Annotated in this window: 17 protein-coding genes; 2 read left to right on the top strand and 15 right to left on the bottom strand. The window is 54.1% G+C overall.

All coding sequences use genetic code 11. The features are described 5' to 3' along the window. Window positions 1–14: 14 nt before the first annotated feature. From rnhB to rpsB, 15 genes are all read right to left on the bottom strand, one after another. Window positions 15–641, bottom strand: a complete 627-nt coding sequence (rnhB, locus tag LC417_RS08650; protein ID WP_022625455.1) for a ribonuclease HII — start codon at window positions 639–641, stop codon at window positions 15–17. Then, on the bottom strand, window positions 634–1,782 hold the full coding sequence (gene lpxB, locus LC417_RS08655) for a lipid-A-disaccharide synthase (RefSeq protein WP_010254138.1): 1,149 nt from the start codon (window positions 1,780–1,782) through the stop codon (window positions 634–636). The genes rnhB and lpxB overlap by 8 nt, the downstream gene beginning before the upstream one ends. A 3-nt stretch (window positions 1,783–1,785) precedes the next feature. After that, window positions 1,786–2,574, bottom strand: a complete 789-nt coding sequence (lpxA, locus tag LC417_RS08660; RefSeq protein WP_010254134.1) for an acyl-ACP--UDP-N-acetylglucosamine O-acyltransferase — start codon at window positions 2,572–2,574, stop codon at window positions 1,786–1,788. A gap of 3 nt (window positions 2,575–2,577) precedes the next feature. After that, complete coding sequence (gene fabZ / locus LC417_RS08665; RefSeq protein ID WP_003852639.1) at window positions 2,578–3,033, bottom strand: 3-hydroxyacyl-ACP dehydratase FabZ; 456 nt, start codon at window positions 3,031–3,033, stop codon at window positions 2,578–2,580. A gap of 152 nt (window positions 3,034–3,185) precedes the next feature. Further along, on the bottom strand, window positions 3,186–4,211 hold the full coding sequence (lpxD, locus tag LC417_RS08670; RefSeq protein ID WP_050679571.1) for a UDP-3-O-(3-hydroxymyristoyl)glucosamine N-acyltransferase: 1,026 nt from the start codon (window positions 4,209–4,211) through the stop codon (window positions 3,186–3,188). A 3-nt stretch (window positions 4,212–4,214) separates the two neighbouring features. Beyond that, a complete protein-coding gene (gene skp, locus LC417_RS08675) occupies window positions 4,215–4,712 on the bottom strand; it encodes a molecular chaperone Skp (protein ID WP_010254125.1) in 498 nt (165 codons plus the stop codon). A 110-nt stretch (window positions 4,713–4,822) separates the two neighbouring features. Beyond that, entirely contained in the window at window positions 4,823–7,234 is a 2,412-nt protein-coding gene (gene bamA / locus LC417_RS08680; protein WP_223565740.1) for an outer membrane protein assembly factor BamA, read from the bottom strand. 51 nt (window positions 7,235–7,285) lie between these two features. After that, window positions 7,286–8,632 (bottom strand): sigma E protease regulator RseP, encoded by a 1,347-nt coding sequence (gene rseP, locus LC417_RS08685; protein ID WP_010671861.1) that lies wholly within the window; start codon window positions 8,630–8,632, stop codon window positions 7,286–7,288. Window positions 8,633–8,644: 12 nt separating this feature from the next. Continuing rightward, complete coding sequence (gene cdsA / locus LC417_RS08690) at window positions 8,645–9,502, bottom strand: phosphatidate cytidylyltransferase (RefSeq protein WP_010254111.1); 858 nt, start codon at window positions 9,500–9,502, stop codon at window positions 8,645–8,647. A gap of 18 nt (window positions 9,503–9,520) precedes the next feature. Next, window positions 9,521–10,273 (bottom strand): (2E,6E)-farnesyl-diphosphate-specific ditrans,polycis-undecaprenyl-diphosphate synthase, encoded by a 753-nt coding sequence (ispU, locus tag LC417_RS08695; protein WP_010254107.1) that lies wholly within the window; start codon window positions 10,271–10,273, stop codon window positions 9,521–9,523. 181 nt (window positions 10,274–10,454) lie between these two features. After that, window positions 10,455–11,651, bottom strand: coding sequence for a 1-deoxy-D-xylulose-5-phosphate reductoisomerase (gene ispC, locus LC417_RS08700; RefSeq protein ID WP_022625453.1), 1,197 nt, complete (start codon window positions 11,649–11,651; stop codon window positions 10,455–10,457). Between the two features lie 111 nt (window positions 11,652–11,762). Next, the gene (frr, locus tag LC417_RS08705) at window positions 11,763–12,320 is read right to left on the bottom strand and encodes a ribosome recycling factor (RefSeq protein WP_010254103.1); all 558 of its coding nucleotides are present in this window, start codon (window positions 12,318–12,320) and stop codon (window positions 11,763–11,765) included. Window positions 12,321–12,463: 143 nt separating this feature from the next. Further along, the gene (gene pyrH / locus LC417_RS08710) at window positions 12,464–13,189 is read right to left on the bottom strand and encodes a UMP kinase (RefSeq protein WP_010254099.1); all 726 of its coding nucleotides are present in this window, start codon (window positions 13,187–13,189) and stop codon (window positions 12,464–12,466) included. Between the two features lie 157 nt (window positions 13,190–13,346). Continuing rightward, a complete protein-coding gene (tsf, locus tag LC417_RS08715) occupies window positions 13,347–14,198 on the bottom strand; it encodes a translation elongation factor Ts (RefSeq protein ID WP_010254097.1) in 852 nt (283 codons plus the stop codon). Between the two features lie 181 nt (window positions 14,199–14,379). After that, complete coding sequence (rpsB, locus tag LC417_RS08720; protein WP_008925636.1) at window positions 14,380–15,105, bottom strand: 30S ribosomal protein S2; 726 nt, start codon at window positions 15,103–15,105, stop codon at window positions 14,380–14,382. Window positions 15,106–15,423: 318 nt separating this feature from the next. On the opposite strand from rpsB, the gene map reads away from it, so the two are divergent. Then, the gene (gene map / locus LC417_RS08725) at window positions 15,424–16,218 is read left to right on the top strand and encodes a type I methionyl aminopeptidase (protein ID WP_010254092.1); all 795 of its coding nucleotides are present in this window, start codon (window positions 15,424–15,426) and stop codon (window positions 16,216–16,218) included. 66 nt (window positions 16,219–16,284) lie between these two features. Then, window positions 16,285–18,939, top strand: coding sequence for a bifunctional uridylyltransferase/uridylyl-removing protein GlnD (gene glnD / locus LC417_RS08730; protein WP_111534817.1), 2,655 nt, complete (start codon window positions 16,285–16,287; stop codon window positions 18,937–18,939). Window positions 18,940–19,006 lie beyond the last annotated feature (67 nt).

Raw genomic sequence — 19,006 nt, forward strand, 5'->3', positions numbered from 1 at the left:
ACAGCGTCAGGCTATTAAAGCGTAAGGGTCTGGCGTGCAGCCAGTACTTCAGCATCGAGCAGCGCATTGCGTACGGGCGCAAAACTGCGACGGTGGTGCGGCGTGACGCCATACTGCGTCAGTTTTTCCATATGCAGCGCCGTCGGATAACCTTTGTGCTGCGCAAAACCATACTGCGGGAACAGCAGATCGAGTTCGGTCATCTCCTGGTCACGCGACACTTTGGCGATGATCGATGCTGCACTGATTTCGGCAACCAGACTATCCCCTTTAACTACCGCCTGTGAAGGCATTGGCAATGCCGGGCAACGATTACCATCAATCAGCACATAATCGGGCTGAATGCCAAGGCCAGCTACGGCGCGCTGCATCGCCAGCATAGTGGCATGCAGAATGTTGAGCTGATCGATCTCTTCAGGCTCTGCGCGTCCCAGACTCCATGCCAGCGCTTTCTCTTTGATTTCGTCATACAACGCGAGGCGGCGCTTTTCAGACAGTTTCTTCGAGTCGGCCAGGCCGGTAATCGGGTTTGCCGGATCGAGGATCACCGCGGCAGTAACGACCGCGCCAACCAGCGGACCGCGCCCCACTTCGTCCACACCGGCAATCAGTCTGGCGACAGGATAGATAAAATCAGGCATTCACCAGCTCCAGTACCGCATCCGCTGCCTGCTCATCGGCGTTCCAGCGGATCTGTTGATGTAATTCATGAAACGTCTGCAGGAGTGTTTCTCGCTCAGGCCCGGCATGCAGCAGCGGATCTAACGCTGCGGCCAGGGCTTCAGGCTGACACTCATCCTGCAGTAACTCTTTGACCAGCTCACGCCCTGCCAGCAGGTTTGGCAGCGAGACGTAAGGGGTTTTGACAAGCCGTTTCGCCAGCCAGAAGGTGGCCGGCTTCATGCGATAACCGACGACCATTGGGCATTTTGCCAGCATGCACTCCAGTGCGGCAGTGCCTGACGCCAGGAGTGCGGCATCGCTCGCAATCATCGCCTCACGTCCCTGACCATCAAGCAGATGCATCGGCAGTTCGGGGGCGGTTTCGGCTTTAATCTTCTCAAACTGTTCGCGGCGACGGGCGTTGACCAGCGGCACCACGATTTCCAGCGCCGGATAGTGACGACGCAGCAACTGAGCGGTTTTCAGAAAATCGGCGCTGAGCATTTCCACTTCCGCACCCCGGCTGCCGGGCAGCAAGGCCAGGCAGAGCGCATCATCGGCAATGCCCAGATGACGGCGTGCAGCCAGCTTATCGGGTTGCAGCGGCATGGCATCCGCCATGGTGTGACCGATAAAACGACAGGGAACGTTATAGCGATCGTAAAAAGCTTTTTCAAATGGCAGGAACGCCAGCACCAGGTCGGTGTTACGACCAATCTTAAAGACACGCTTTTGCCGCCATGCCCACACCGAGGGGCTGACATAATGGATAGTGCGAATGCCAGTGCGTTTAAGATTGCCTTCCAGCGTGATATTGAAATCGGGCGCATCAATCCCGACAAAGACATCGGGTCGGAGTTCGGTAAAACGCCGGGTGAGATCGCGACGGATTGTCAGCAGGCGTCGCAGGCGACCGAGCACCTCGACAATGCCCATCACCGCCAGCTCTTCCATCTCATACCAGGCTTCACACCCTTCTGCCTGCATCAGGGGACCCGCCACGCCGACAAAGCGTGCATCCGGATGACGGGCTTTCAGGGCACGGATCAGACCTGCACCAAGAATATCGCCGGAGGTTTCTCCGGCGACCAGGGCAATCGTTAAGGGACGCGCTGACATGGATTAACGAATTAATCCACGGGTTGAACGGGTGAAGAAATCGTAGAAAGGTTGCACTTCGCTGTGCTGTTGTGCGATGGCTTCGATCTCCGGTTTCACTTCCTCCAGCGTTCTGCCGCTGCGATAGAGCAACTTGTAGGCGTTGCGGATAGCGTGCAACGACTCTTTGCTGAAGCCACGACGCTTGAGACCTTCGATATTGATCCCGAACGGCGTAGCGTGGTTGCCCTGCGCAATAACGTAAGGCGGCACATCCTGCGCCACGCCCGAACAGCCGCCAACCATCACGTGAGCACCGATGATGCACCACTGATGTACCGCTGTCATGCCGCCAATAATGGCGAAATCATCGACCGTCACGTGACCACCCAGGGTGGCGTTGTTGGCGAAGATACAGCGGTTGCCAATCACGCAGTCATGCGCGATGTGAGCATTAACCATCAGCAGATTATCGCTGCCCACTGTGGTGACCTGGCCACCCTGCGTGGTGCCGCGATGAATCGTCACGCTTTCACGGATGCGGTTACGATCACCGATCTCAACCCGTGTTGGCTCACCGGCATATTTCAGATCCTGATTCACTTCGCCAATTGAGGCGAACTGATAAATCTGATTATCTTTACCGATGCGCGTGTGGCCGTTCACCACAACATGTGACTTCAGTACCGTTCCTTCACCGATCTCAACATTCGCACCAATAAAGCAAAACGGGCCAATGTGAACGCGGGCGCCAATAATAGCGCCCTCTTCGATGACAGAACTGGGATGGATAGTGGCTGTTGGATCAATCACGAATTATGCCTCCCGGCTGCGGGCACACATCATGGTCGCTTCACAAACGATTTTCCCGTCGACAGTCGCCACGCCTTTAAAGCGGGTCAGACCACGGCGGGTTTTCTCGAAAGTGACTTCCATGATCATTTGGTCGCCTGGTACCACAGGGCGCTTGAAACGGGCACTGTCGATACCGGCAAAGTAGTAGAGTTCGCCTGGCTCCAGTTTACCTACGCTTTTAAACGCCAGAATACCGGTAGCCTGCGCCATCGCTTCCAGGATCAGAACGCCAGGAAAAATCGGTTTACCAGGGAAGTGCCCCTGGAAAAACGGTTCATTAACAGAAACGTTCTTCACTGCACGCAGGTATTTGTGCTCTTCAAATTCCAGCACGCGGTCTACCAGCAGAAACGGATAGCGGTGCGGCAGCAGCTCTAAAATCTCTTCAATTTTCAGAGTATGAGTTTCAGTAGTCAAAATACTCTTCCTGTCCTAAAAATCTGATGACATCAATAACACGGCCTGCACAGATCAAAATGATCTTCCGCAGGCCGCAAATAGGTTCTGTGGCGCCGGGCTTCCCTGCTTAACATTTTTATTATGAAAGCCGGTCAGTTTTGGGATGGCGGTTAGTCGTCTTTGCCGACCTTGCGCTCGATGGCTTTTAAGCGTTTGCTCATGTCATCGATGTTCATCACCAGCGCTGCAGTTTTGCGCCAGGTTTTGTTGGGTTGCAGCGGAATGCCTGATGAATAGACACCAGGCTCTGTGATAGGACGCATGACCATACCCATACCGGTCACCGTTACTTTGTCACAGATTTCCATATGGCCGTTAATAACGCTGGCACCGCCAATCATACAGTAACGCCCAATTTTCAAACTACCCGCCATGATCACACCGCCTGCAACCGCAGTATTGTCGCCAATAACTACGTTGTGAGCGATCTGGCACTGGTTGTCTATGATAACACCATTGCCGATCAGAGTGTTATCCAGCGCACCGCGATCGATAGTGGTGCAGGCACCTATTTCTACGCGATCGCCGATTATCACCGCGCCTAACTGCGGGATTTTCACCCAGTTACCACGATCGTTGGCATAGCCGAAACCATCAGAACCGATGACGGTACCTGACTGAATCAGGCAATCCTGACCGATTTCAATTTCGTGATAAACAGAGACGTTGGCCCAGAGACGGGTACCGCTGCCGATACGGGTTTTTTTGCCAACAAAACATCCTGCACCAATGACCACGTTATCGCCCAGCTCAACATTCGCTTCGATCACTGCATTGGCGCCAATGGCGACGTTGCTGCCGAGTCGGGCTGAGGGATCGATCACTGCACTGGGGGCAATATTTTGCGCTGGCTGTGGCGTGGTATCGAGTATTTGTGCCATACGCGCATAGGTCAGGTAGGGATCTTTCACCACCAGCGCTGCGGTATTGCACCACTCCAGATCCGCTTCCGTCAGCACCACGGCTGAGGCCTTAATCAGGGCGAGTTGCTCGCGGTAACGGCTGTTTGCAAGAAAAGTGATTTGGCCAGTTGTGGCGGATTGCATAGAAGCAATGCCGGAGATGACGATATCGCCATCTCCGTGCAATTCTGCATCCAACTGCTGGGCTAAATCAGCCAGTCGAATAGATGACATGAATTATTTAACCTGTTTCAGCACGTCAGCAGTGATGTCTTTTGCGTTTGACGCATAAGCCACCGCGTTAGCGTCGATCACGACGTCGTAACCATCGCTGTCAGCGACTTTCTTCACGGCATCCTGAATACGGCTCAGCAGCTTGTTACGCTCTTCCATCTGACGACGGCGATTATCCTGCTCAAAAGACTGGGCTTTTGTAGAGAAAGCTTCACGCTGAGACATGACATCTTTTTCCATACGGCTGCGTTCGCTCGCCTTCATGGTAGAACCGTCACGCTGCAGACGCTGCATTTTGGTTTGCAGATCGCGCTCCTGGCTCTGCAACTCAGTTGCACGGCCTTTGAACTCGTTTTCCAGCTGCTTAGCAACAGTCGCACGTTGCGGTAACTGTTGGAAAATGCTGGACACGTTTACCACTGCAATTTTGTCGGCAGCCTGAACACCAGCGGAAACCGCTAAAGCAAGACCCAGACCTGCGGCACACAACAACTTTTTCACTATAAACTCCTTACCATCAACGTTTGTGTCAGCGACACAGTGTTTGCCCCGGAACAGCAACAGGTGCTGTCCGGCAGCAATACTTCAGCTATGCATCCATGCTCAGAACATTACCAGGTTTTACCAATGTTAAACTGGAACTGCTCTGACTTGTCTCCATCGACTTTCTTCATCGGCTGGGCGTAAGAGAACACCAGCGGGCCGAGCGGTGACATCCACTGTAGCGCAACACCGCTGGATACACGGATATTGTTTGGATCGCTGTAGTCAGGAATGCCCGCCGCACGCGTTTCCGCGGTATTTTCCCAATGGGTATCCCACGCTGTACCGGCATCGACAAACACCGAGGTACGAACCGAGTTAGCATACTTCTCGCTCAGGAACGGCGTTGGCGTAATCAGCTCAAGGCTGGCAATCGCCATGGCGTTACCGCCCACCGCATCGTCAGACTTACAGACGCCATTTGGATCGGCGATTCGGCAGTTCGACGAGTTGTTATTTAAGTAGGCTGCTTTCGGTCCAATGGTGTTGGACTGGAAGCCACGCACGGTGCTTGAACCACCGGCGTAGAAGTTCTCGTAGAACGGCATTTCTTTGCCGTCGAGACCATCGCCATAACCTACGCGACCACGGCCTAACAGCACCCAGGTACGATCCTGGTTAATCGGCACATACTGCTGAGTATCCAGCGTGGCCTTATAGAAGCTGTTATCCGAGCCCGGAATCGTCACCTTACCGTTCAGGTTGGTACGGTTACCGGACGTCGGGAAGAAGCCGCGGTCCAGGGTGTTATAAGTCCAGCCGTAGTTAAAGGTGAAGTCATCTGCTGAGAAATCACCTTCATCATTGAGCTGCTGCGGCTTGCCGACCGAGTCAAGATAACGCCACATCGCCACCTGCGGCTGCATGTTTGACAGGTCATTGTGGACATAGCCCAGACCGACACGCAGGGTGTTGTTTTCGTTAACCGGGAAGCCAAGCGTGCCATCCAGACCATAACTTTTGTTGGTATAGTCAGAAAGGTCCGCGTTATCTGCTTTAAAGTCGTTGTAGAACAGACGACCACCCAGACTGACACCATCAACGGTAAAGTAAGGGTCAGTCAGCGAGAATTCAGCATAGGTCTGGTAATCGTTCTTGGTCCCGCTGATGCCCACGGTATTACCGGTGCCCAGCCAGTTATCCTGCGTGACGCCGACCTGGAAGCTCACACCACTTTCGGTGCCGTAGCCGACGCCGAAGTTAAAGGTACCGGTGTTACGCTCTTTAACCTTGTAGACCACGTCAACCTGGTCCGACGAACCTGGCACACGCTGAGTATCCACATCAACGGTTTCAAAGTAACCGGTACGGTTCAGACGCTCTTTACCCTGTTCAACCAGATCGCTGCCCAGCCACGCGCCTTCCATCTGACGCATTTCGCGACGTAACACGGAGTCTTTCGACGTGTCATTGCCTTCGAAACGGACGTTACGGACATAATAACGGTTACCTGCATCCACATTGATATGCAGTTTTACGGTTTTGTCGGCGTCGTTGATTTCTGGCTGTGTTGCCACGCGCGGATAGGCATAGCCGTAGCGGCCCAGCAGTTTCTTGATGTCATCTTCCATTTTCGTGACTTTGGCGCCGTTATAGAGCTCGCCTGCCGGAATCTTGGTCAGATGTTCAATTTCTGCTGAATGGCCCGCCATGCTGCCATTGACGATCACGCCAGCGATTTTGTACTGGTCACCTTCGGTGATGTTCACCGTGATGTAGATACCTTTTTTATCAGGCGTCAGGCTGACCTGCGTTGAATCGATGTTAAAGCGTGCATAGCCACGATCCAGATAGAAGCTGCGCAGGGTTTCAAGGTCACCCGCCAGTTTCTGCTTCTGATATTTACGATCGCCGACCACGTTCCACCATGGCACTTCATCGCGCAGCTGGAAGCGGGAAATCAGCTCATCGGAGCTAAAGGCTTTATTACCGACGATGTTGATCTGCTGAATTTTTGCAGAGACACCTTCAGTAAAGACCAGCTTCAGATCCACACGGTTACGCGGCAGTGGCGTGACCACGGCTTTCACGTTGGCGGTATATTTACCTACGCTGTAGTAGAAATCCTCAAGTCCCTTCTCGATAGAGGAGATGGTGGTACGGTCCAGCGCTTCGCCGACACGGACACCTGAGGCTTCCAGATTTTGTTTGAGCTGATCCTCTTTCACCGCTTTGTTACCGGTGAAGGTAATGCTGGCAATGGTAGGACGTTCTTTGACCTGGACAATCAGCGTTGTACCGTCTCGCAGGACCTGAACATCCTCAAAGTTGCCAGTAGCGAACAGCGAGCGAATGGTATTTCTGACATCATCGTCATTCACCGTATCGCCAACCCGTACTGGCATGCTCAGCAGAGCCGCGCCGACGGCGACTCGCTGCAGCCCTTCGAAATGAATATCCTTCACTACGAAATCGTCTGCACCGTAAACGGTGGCGCTGCTAAACAGCAGCGACGCTATGAGCAACTTTTTCATCGCCATCGTTGTTATGCGTTTTCCTAACACATCCCTCGAATGTTCGCGTTCCAGCGGTTACAAACGTGAGAAATCATTGAAAAGTGCAAGCCCCATTAACAGCACCAGTAAAATTGAACCGATGCGATAACTAAAGTCCTGAACTCGCTCGGACACCGGTCCACCCTTGATCTTTTCGATCGCCAGGAAGAGCAAGTGCCCACCATCTAAAACCGGCAAAGGGAACAGGTTGATGATGCCCAGGTTGACGCTAATCAACGCCAGGAACATCAGGTAGTAAATCAACCCATACTCTGCTGACAACCCTGCACCCTGCGCAATCGAAATTGGCCCGCTCAGGTTGTTCAGCTTCACATCACCGGTTATTAACTTGCCCAGCATGGAGACGGTGAGCTTCATCAGTTGCCAGGTTTTTACACTAGCCTCACCGATAGCCGCAAACGCGCCATACTGTCTTACCGTCTTGTACTCTTCTGGCAGAGGAACAATGCGCGGAATGACACCCGCAAATCCCGCTTTACTGCCAGATTTCGCTTCTGGCGTCATCGTCAGCGCAATAGACTCACCGCCGCGATCCACCTCAAGCGCCATGCTTTTGCCGGGGTTATCCCGGACCTGCGTGACAAAAGTCTGCCACTGCGATAATGGCTGACCATCGACTTTAACGATCCTGTCGCCTGCTTGCAAACCGGCTTCACTGGCTGGCGAGTTCGCCTGCACTTCTGCCAGCGTGGTCTCAATCTGCGGACCGCGTGGCTGAATCCCTAACGCGACGACCGGATCCTGCTTATCAGGCTCAAACTGCCAGTTACGCAAATCCAGCTGTTTCTGCTGGGTCGCGTCCTCGCCAAATCGAGCCACCGTTAAGGTGGTGCTGCTGTCGCCGATTTTACCCACCAGCGCCATACGCACAGCATCCCAGTCAGGCGTTTCGATACCGTCAACAGCCTTAAGTTCCATGCCGGGCGTAATTTGAGCTTCCGCAGCCACCGAACCGTTTAAAATTTCACCGATTACCGGGCGCACGCCGGGCACGCCGTGAATAAACACAACCCAGTAGGCAAAGATGGCAAAGATGAAATTAGCGACAGGACCTGCCGCAATGATGGAGGCGCGTTGCCAGACGGCTTTGTTGTTAAAAGCCTGATGACGAAATTCGGCTGGCACGCTTTCAACACGCTCGTCGAGCATTTTAACGTAGCCGCCAAGGGGAATCAGCGCGATGACAAATTCGGTGCCGTGGCGGTCACGGCGCTGCCAGAGCGACTTACCAAAACCAATGGAAAAGCGCTCAACTTTGACGCCACAGCGACGAGCGACCCAGAAATGGCCAAACTCATGAACGGTAATTAATACGCCCAGCGCAACGATAAAGGCGACGAAACTCCAGAGTATGCTCAACATCTTTGCCTGTCCTTAAAGGGTGCGAAACACCAGCAGCAATAAACAGGCAAACACCGGCACCGCCGCAGTCAGACTATCAATACGATCAAGAATGCCGCCGTGACCAGGAATCAGATTACCACTGTCTTTGATGCCCGCTTCACGTTTAAACATGCTCTCAGTGAGGTCGCCCAGCACAGAGGCCAGCGTCGCGATAATCGCGCAAATCACCAGCGTACCGGTGGAAACCGTCAGTGGCGCCAGCGTCGCAAACAGCACTGCAATCAGCGCCGAGGTGACCAGACCGCCCAGGAAGCCTTCCCAGGTTTTGCCTGGTGAGACCTTTGGCGCCAGCTTGTGCTTGCCGAACATCTTGCCAAACATATAGGCACCTGAATCCGCTCCCCATACCAGCAGCAATACAAACAGCAGCCACCAGGCACCGGCGAAGTGGTCGGTGTCATAGTGATACTGGCGCAGCGCCACCATGCCCCAGAAAAAAGGGACCAGCGTTAACACGCCGAACAGTAAGCGAAGGGGACGCGAATGGCGCCAGAAGGCCGCAGAAGCGGGATAGGAGAGCACCAGCAGCAGTGCAACGACCCACCACACCAGCGACGCCCAAAGCGATGTCGCGATCTGTGGCAGATGCACCGTGTGTTGATAAGGTGGCAGCGTAAACTGCATCAGCGCCAGCAGCAGACCACAAAGTACAGCCAGCCAGACGCGCTGTTGCCGTGATGCCATCCCTGCAAACTGGCCCCATTCCCAGGCTGCCAGCATACAGATAACGATGGTTGTCAGGGCGAAGCCAACAGGCGGTAACCAGAACAGTGCAGCTATTACCAGCGGAATTAAAATCAACGCGGTAATCAGACGAGACTTCAGCAAAGGTTACCCCCAGATTGCTCAGGCGCCGCCTGGTGCAGCGCCGCCAAAACGACGCTCCCGCAGAGAGAATGCATTCAGTGCACCTTCAAAAACGTGTTCATCGAAATCCGGCCAGAGCACATCGGTAAAATAGAATTCAGCATAGGCAATCTGCCACAGCAGGAAGTTGCTAATCCGATGCTCTCCCCCGGTCCTTATCACTAAATCCACTGGCGCCAGCTCCTGCATACAGAGCTGCGACGTCAGGCTCTCTTCGGTAATCTGGTCAGGTCGCAGTAATCCTTCCTGAACCTGTTCAGCCAGTTTTTTCACGCCTTCGATAATATCCCAACGGCCGCCATAGTTGGCAGCAATGTTGAGCGTCAGGCCACTATTATTTGCGGTCAGCGTCTCAGAACGGCGAATACGTTCCTGAATACGCGGGCTGAAACGGCTGGTATCGCCAATGACGCGTAAGCGAACATTGTGTTTGTGCAGGCTCTTCACTTCACTATCAAGCGCCCAGACAAAGAGTTCCATTAACGCGGTGACTTCCTGCGGCGGACGACTCCAGTTTTCACTGCTGAAGGCGTAAAGCGTCAGGGCTTCAAGATTGTTACTGACCGCAAAGCTGACGGCACGGCGTACCGATTTAACGCCAGCTTTGTGGCCTGAAATGCGCAATTTTCCCTGATTTTTGGCCCAGCGGCCATTGCCATCCATGATGATAGCGACGTGGCGCGGACCGTTTCCCTGCTGGTCATCAGTGTTGTTGTGATTGTTAGACGACATAACGCTTAACCAATTCCTTTCATCAGAAATGCTGTGGTTTCTGAATACATTGCGCCCGATTCAAATCCCGACACACTCTCAGTGCCGGGCCACACCGAATTCGGTGACAGACCGTGAAACGCGAGCCAGCGACTATATCATTTTCACCTGAAGCGAACAAATGGCCTCATAACGATCGGCATCACGACGTGAAACGCGGCAACATTTCTGTCGCCAGCGCGCGCGCAGTGCGATCGATTTCAAGGACAGCGTCCACCGAATCCGGCTCCGGACACACTTGTGCCGCCATCACCTCACTATTAAGCGCGGCAATGTCGGTGAAGCGGATCTGGTGATTCAGGAAAGCCGCGACGGCAACCTCGTTGGCTGCATTCAGCGTGGTGGTCGCCGCCTGCCCTGCATCACAGGCATCAATGGCCAGTTTCAGACAGGGGTAGCGACTAAAATCAGGTTCTGCAAAGGAGAGCGCCGACATGCGGGTAAAATCCAGCGGCGTCACGCCTGCATTGATGCGCGAAGGCCAGGCCATGCTGTGGGCAATCGGCGTACGCATATCAGGAGAACCTAATTGAGCCAGCACGCTGCCATCGCAGTATCGCACCATGGAGTGAATCACCGACTGTGGGTGGAGTATCACTTCCATCTGCGCTGCGCTGGCATTAAACAACCAACGGGCTTCAATGTACTCAAGACCTTTATTCATCATGGTGGCCGAATCGACAGAGATTTTTCTCCCCATCGACCAGTTCGGATGTGCACAGGCCTGATCTGGCGACATGGCGCTGAGATCCGCTAAATCTGTGTCACGAAAAGGACCACCCGATCCCGTAAGGATAATCGACTCAATGCCATTATCCCGCAGGTCAGCGTAACCTAACTGATGCTGGATGGTAGCCGGTAAACTCTGAAAAATGGCGTTATGCTCGCTGTCGACCGGTAGTAACTGTGCGTTATGATGACGCACGGCCTCCATAAACAAACGGCCGCAGGTGACAAGCGATTCTTTGTTGGCCAGCAGCACCGTTTTTCCGGCGCGAATGGCCGCCAGCGTCGGCAGCAAACCCGATGCGCCAACGATCGCCGCCATCACCTGATCCACCTCATCCAGCGCGGCCAGCTCACAGGCTGCCTGAACGCCGGAGAGCACTTCAGTATTGACCCTGATTGCTCTCAGTCGCTCACGCAACGCAGCGGCGGATGCCTCGTCTGCCATGCAGGCGTAGCGCGGTGTAAAGGCCGCACACTGCTCGGCCATCAGCGCCACGTTATGGCCGGCAACCAGCGCCGTAATCTGATAAAGCGCCGGGTTGGCGCGCACCACCGCCAGCGTACTGGTGCCGATTGATCCGGTGGATCCCAGCAGAGTTAATCGCTTCATGAAGCTATCCGTGTGAAGTCAGCGTGCCCACAGGCACAATGTAAAACGCCGCCAGATGTCGCATTCATACGAATACCTCTCTGTACGGCGTTTTGTCCGGCAGTGATGAGATTAGAAATCCATCAGCTCCGTCTCTTTTTCTGACAGTGCAGCATCAACTTTCTTGATGTACGCATCGGTCATTTTTTGCACTTCATCCTGCGCACGACGTTCGTCGTCTTCGCTGATCTCTTTATCTTTCAGCAGCGCTTTGATTTTATCGTTGGCATCGCGACGGACGTTACGTACCGACACACGGCCCTGCTCGGCTTCGCCGCGCACGATTTTAATCAGATCTTTACGACGCTCTTCTGTCAGCGCAGGCAGCGGAACACGGATGTCGGTACCGGCTGAACTTGGGTTCAGACCGAGATCGGACTTCATGATCGCTTTTTCGACTGCCGGACTCAGTGAACGATCAAACACGTTGATTTTCAGCGTGCGTGAATCTTCCACAGTGACAGAAGCCAGCTGACGCAGTGGCGTCGGCGTGCCGTAATATTCGACGACGATGCCGTCGAGCAGCGAAGGTGAAGCACGACCGGTGCGCACTTTGCTGATGGTGGTTTTGAATGCTTCAACGCATTTTTCCATGCGCGTGTCAGCATCTTTTTTGATGTCGTTAATCACGTTGAAACCCTTGGATTCGGTTTGACCTGGCCAGTTCCGGCGTAACCGGAAGCGGGATCGATAATCATCGATAATCCTGACTGGTGCGCGATGCATTATCATCGCGCTGACAGAATATACCTTATTTTATCTCGCCTCGGGTATTAATGCGTAATCAGGGTGCCTTCTTTTTCACCCATCACTACGCGACGCAGTGCGCCAGGCTTATTCATGTTGAAAACACGGATAGGTAATTTGTGGTCACGCGCCAGGGTAAAGGCCGCCAGATCCATCACTTTCAGCTCCTGATCCAGCACTTCAGCATAGGTCAGTTGCTCATACAGCGTTGCGTCCGGGCTTTTCACCGGATCCGCAGAGTAGACGCCGTCCACTTTGGTCGCTTTCAGCACGACGTCCGCTTCAATCTCAATGCCGCGCAGACACGCTGCAGAGTCAGTGGTGAAGAACGGGTTACCGGTACCGGCGGAGAAGATCACCACGCGGTTGTTACGCAGCAGGCTGATTGCTTCTGCCCAGCTGTAGTTGTCACAGACGCCATTCAGTGGAATCGCTGACATCAGGCGTGCATTCACATAGGCGCGGTGCAGTGCATCACGCATCGCCAGGCCGTTCATCACGGTTGCCAGCATACCCATGTGGTCACCCACAACGCGGTTCATGCCGGCCTGCTGCAGGCTCGCTCCACGGAACAGGTTCCCTCCGCCAATCACCACGCCAACCTGGATGCCCAGTTCAACCAGCTCTTTTACCTCTTGTGCCATGCGGTCAAGCACACTCGCGTCGATACCAAAACCTTCAGCGCCTTGCAGGGCTTCGCCGCTGAGTTTAAGCAGGATACGTTGATAAACAGGTTTTGCGTTGGTCGCCATGGTCAGTTCTTCCTGGAAGATTGGGTGTAAAGGAGAAGTAAATTCTGATCGATCATCCGCTTACCGCAATGAAATTGCTATTGGGATGAAACTGAAAACGTATCTGTTGCGATTCACAGACAAAAAAGAACCGCCATCTGGCGGTTCTTTCAAAGCATTAAGACTGTTTGGACATTGCTGCAACTTCTGCAGCGAAGTCAGACTCAACTTTCTCGATGCCTTCACCAACTTCGAAGCGGATGAAGTTGATAACGTCAGCGCCCTGCTCTTTCAGAGCCTGGCCAACGGTTTTGCTTGGGTCGATAACGAAAGCCTGACCAGTCAGAGAGACTTCGCCGGTGAATTTCTTCATACGGCCTTCAACCATCTTCTCTGCGATCTCTTTTGGCTTGCCAGACTGCATCGCGATGTCCAGCTGAACCTGGTACTCTTTATCAACCACGTCAGCAGAAACGTCTTCTGGCTTAACGAATTCAGGCTTGCTTGCCGCAACGTGCATCGCGATCTGTTTGATCAGATCTTCGTTAGCGCCTTTGGTTGAAACCAGAACGCCGATACGTGCGCCGTGCAGGTAGCTGCCCAGCTCTGCGCCTTCCAGGATAGCAACGCGACGGATGTTGATGTTCTCACCGATTTTAGCAACCAGTGCAACGCGCTCTTCTTCGAACTGCGCTTTCAGAACTTCAACGTCGGTAACGCGATCAGCTGCAGCCACATCCAGAACTTTGTCTGCGAACGCCTGGAAACCGCCATCTTTTGCAACGAAGTCAGTCTGGCAGTTTACTTCCAGAATCACGCCGTAGTCGCCAACGATCTTGGTTTTGATTACGCCATCAGCAGCAACGTTGCCTGCTTTTTTCGCTGCTTTGATTGCGCCAGACTTACGCATGTTCTCAATCGCCAGCTCAATGTCGCCGTTCGCTTCAGTCAGCGCTTTTTTGCAATCCATCATGCCAGCGCCAGTACGCTCACGCAGTTCTTTTACCAATGCAGCGGTAATGTCAGCCATTCCAGAATCCTCGGTTCGTGCCTGTGTACGTTTGCACCAGCAGACACTTATTTGCGGAAAATTTACTCTGTCCCGCCGTCCGGTTGGGGGCGTAACAGACTTAGATAAAATAAAGGGGCCAGTATAGGCCCCTTACAGATCACATCTGAATGCTAAGGGCTCTTATGCAGAGCAAACCTTATTAAGCGTTTTCTAAAGACGCTTCTTCAGCTTGCTCAGCCAGGTCCTGAGAGCGGCCTTCGCGAACGGTGGTCGCAACGGCAGTCAGGTACAGGTTTACAGCACGGATTGCATCGTCGTTACCTGGGATAACGAAATCAACGCCATCTGGATCTGAGTTGGTATCAACGATAGCAAATACCGGGATACCCAGGTTGTTTGCTTCTTTGATTGCGATGTGTTCGTGGTCAGCATCGACAACAAACAGCGCGTCTGGCAGACCGCCCATATCTTTGATACCGCCCAGGCTGTTTTCCAGCTTGGCCAGCTCACGCGCACGCATCAGCGCTTCTTTTTTGGTCAGTTTGTCGAAAGTACCATCCTGAGACTGAATCTCCAGATCTTTCAGACGCTTGATTGACTGACGCACGGTTTTCCAGTTAGTCAGCATGCCACCCAACCAGCGGTGGTTTACGAAGAACTGGTCGCAGCTCAGTGCAGACTCTTTTACCGCCTGAGCAGCAGCACGCTTAGTACCTACGATCAGGATCTTACCTTTACGGGAAGAGATCTTGTTCAGTTCAGCCAGAGCTTCGTTGAACATAGGTACAGTTTTTTCCAGGTTGATGATGTGAACCTTGTTACGAGCACCAAAGATGAATGGCTTCATTTTTGGGTTCCAGTAACGGGTCTGGTGACCGAAGTGAACACCAGCCTGGAGCATGTCGCGCATGGAAACAGTTGCCATGATAAAACCTCTAAAGTTTGATTGGGGTTGGGCCTCCATGTATCCCATACGACCGACCTCTTTCAAGGCACCCCGGCGTATGTGTCGATACATGTGTGTTTTATTACACATAATGAGAGTTATGCGTTTCCTGCTGACCGAAACGGCCATACAGAGAATCGTCGGCGCGCTTTATACCACAACCAGCCCAGGGACGCCAATAAATGATCGCTGACGGAGGTCAGCGCGTTCTCTATTTGGCAGCCCATTTGCTGGCTGCTAACATGACAGCACAGAACTTATTATTGTCGAAAATTTCGACAACTGCGGATTAATTTAATGGCAATTTCAATTAAAACCCCTGAAGAAATCGAAAAAATGCGCGTCGCGGGCCGACTGGCCGCCGAAGTGCTGGAGATGATCGAGCCTTACGTAAAACCGGGTGTGACCACCGGTGAACTGGACCGCATCTGCCACGATCACATTACTCAAAAGCAACAGGCTGTCTCCGCCTGCCTCGGCTATCACGGCTTTCCGAAGTCAGTCTGCATCTCGGTGAATGAAGTGGTGTGCCACGGGATCCCCAGCGATGATCGTCCGTTAAAAGATGGCGATGTAGTGAATATCGATGTCACCGTAATTAAAGATGAATACCACGGCGATACCTCAAAGATGTTTATCGTCGGTAAGCCGACCATTCAGGGCGAACGCCTGTGCCGTGTCACGCAGGAGAGCCTCTATCTCTCACTGCGTCTGATCAAGCCCGGCATCCGCCTGCGCGAACTGGGCCGCGCCATCCAGAAATATGTTGAAGCCAACGACTTCTCTGTGGTGCGCGAATATTGCGGTCACGGTATCGGCAAGGGTTTCCATGAAGAGCCTCAGGTGCTGCATTACGATGCCGATGATGGCGGCGTAGTACTCCAGGCGGGCATGACCTTTACGGTAGAACCGATGGTCAATGCCGGGGATTACCGCATCCGCACCATGAAAGATGGCTGGACGGTAAAAACCAAAGATCGCAGCTTGTCCGCGCAGTATGAGCATACTATTGTGGTGACGGAGAACGGCTGTGAGATTTTAACCCTGCGCAAAGACGACACGCTGCCCGCTGTGCTTGTCGCCGAAGGGTAATTCCCCCATTACAGATCAAGCCGGCGCTGAGCCGGCTTTTTTTTGGCTAAAAAAGAGAAGAGCTGCATGAGCGTGAGTCTGTCAGAAGATGTGAAAAACGGTCTGGTCGATTCGCCAGCCGAATGGGGTGACGACCAGCTGACGCGTGACATTCTGAAGCCGCGGCTGGAGCAGTTTCAGCAACATCTGGCCGCCGCGTTTGATGCCGGTGAACCCGTTGAGCCGCTGATTGATGCCCGCACGCTGTTTATCGATCGGCTGCTGCGTCGCCTGTGGCGCTTCTTTGGCTTTGATGAGATGCCGGCTATCGCGCTGGTCGCCGTTGGCGGCTATGGCCGTGCCGAACTGCATCCGCTCTCTGATATTGACGTCCTGATCCTGAGCCGCCAGCCGCTGGATGAACAGGCTGCGCAGCGCACCAGCGACCTGTTAACGCTGATGTGGGACCTTAAGCTGGAAGTGGGTCACAGCGTTCGCACGCTAGAAGAGTGTCTGCTTGAGGGGTTATCTGACCTGACCGTTGCCACCAATCTGATTGAGTCACGCATGCTGACCGGCGATGTGGCGCTGTTTCTGGAATTACAGAAAAACATCTTCAGCGACGGTTTCTGGCCCTCATCCTGCTTTTTCGCCGCCAAAATTGAAGAGCAGCAGGAGCGCCACAAGCGTTACCACGGCACCAGCTATAACCTTGAACCGGACATTAAAAGCAGCCCCGGTGGCCTGCGGGATATTCATACGCTGCAGTGGGTCGCCCGACGCCATTTTGGCGCCACCACGCTGGATGAGATGGTCGGCTTTGGTTTCCTCACCGACGCCGAGCGCAGCGAACTCAACGAATGTCAGGCATTTCTCTGGCGCATCCGCTTTGCCCTGCACCTCTCCCTGCCCCGCTACGATAATCGCCTGCTGTTTGATCGCCAGCTCAGCGTGGCACAACGCCTGAATTATCAGGGCGAGGGCAATGAGCCGGTCGAGCGGATGATGAAAGATTTCTATCGGGTCACGCGGCGTATCGGCGAACTGAATCAGATGCTGCTGCAGCTGTTTGATGAGGCGATTCTGGCGCTCTCCACCAGCGAAAAGCCCAGGCCTATTGATGACGATTTCCAGCTGCGTGGCGATTTGATCGACCTGCGCGACGAAACGCTGTTCCGGCGAGAGCCGCAGGCGATCCTGCGCATGTTCTACGTCATGGTGCGTAACGACAGCATCAAAGGGATCTACTCCACCACCCTGCGTCACCTGCGCCATGCGCGTCGTCATCTTAAACAGCCGCTGTGTCAGATCCCGGAAGCGCGCCGCACCTTTATGTCGATTCTGCGCCATCCCGGCGCGGTCAGCCGGGCGCTGGTGCCAATGCATCGCTATAGCGTGCTGTGGGCTTATACGCCGCTGTGGGGCCATATCGTCGGACAGATGCAGTTCGATCTGTTTCACGCCTACACCGTAGATGAGCACACCATTCGGGTGTTGCAGAAGCTGGAAAGTTTTGCCAATGAAAGCACCCGCCCGCAGCATCCACTGTGCGTCGAGTTATGGCCGCGCCTGCCGCAACAGGAGCTGTTGCTGATGGCCGCGCTGCTGCATGACATTGCCAAAGGGCGCGGCGGCGATCACTCTATTCTCGGCGCGCAGGATGCGCTCGACTTTGCTGAAATGCACGGTCTCAACTCACGTGAAACCCAGCTGGTGGCCTGGCTGGTGCGTCATCATCTGCTGATGTCGGTGACAGCACAGCGGCGCGATATTCAGGACCCGACGGTGATACAGCAGTTCGCCGAGGTGATGCAGAATGAGAACCGGCTGCGCTATCTGGTTTGCCTGACCGTAGCCGATATCTGTGCCACCAATGAAAGTCTGTGGAACAGCTGGAAGCAGAGCCTGTTGCGTGAGCTCTTTTTCGCCACCGAGAAGCAGTTGCGACGCGGCATGGAAAACAGTCCGGATCTGCGTGAGCGGGTGCGTCATCATCGCCTGCAGGCGCTGGCGCTGCTGCGGATGGACAACATTGATGAAGAGCGTCTGCACCAGATCTGGAATCGCTGCCGCGCTGACTATTTCCTGCGCCATACGCCGAATCAGATCGCCTGGCATGCCCGTCACCTGCTGGTTCACGACCTGAAAAAACCGCTGGTGCTGGTCAGTCCGCAGGCCACGCGCGGCGGGACTGAAATCTTTATCTGGAGTCCCGATCGCCCGCACCTGTTTGCCGCCGTGGCAGGTGAACTCGATCGCCGTAATCTCAGCGTGCACGATGCGCAAATCTTTACCAGCCGCGACGGCATGGCGATGGATACCTTTATTGTGCTGGAGCCGGATGGCAGCCCGCTCTCTCCGGATCGCCATCCGATGATCATTCAGGCGCTGGAGCAGGCGATAACCCAGTCAGAGTGGGCGCCGCCGCGTACCCGCCGTCCGTCGGCCAAACTCAGGCATTTCAGCGTCGATACCGAAGTCAATTTCCTGCCGACGCATACCGATCGTCGCAGCTATCTGGAACTGGTGGCGCTGGATCAGCCAGGCCTGCTGGCGCGGGTCGGTGAAGTCTTTGCCGATCTCGGAGTCTCACTGCATGGCGCACGCATCAGCACCATCGGCGAGAGGGTCGAAGATTTGTTTATTCTGGCCAACAGTGAACGTCAGGCACTGGACGAAGAAATGCGAAAAGCGTTGCGACAACGGTTGACAGAGGCCCTTAATCCAAACGATAAAGTGTGACCAGACTCGATTTGTAAACATTAATCTCTTTACTTGTGTCGGGGTATTGCCCGGCATCGCACATGAC

Source organism: Pantoea sp. OVA07A, assembly GCF_019969975.1.
Taxonomy (GTDB): Bacteria; Pseudomonadota; Gammaproteobacteria; order Enterobacterales; family Enterobacteriaceae; genus Pantoea; species Pantoea agglomerans.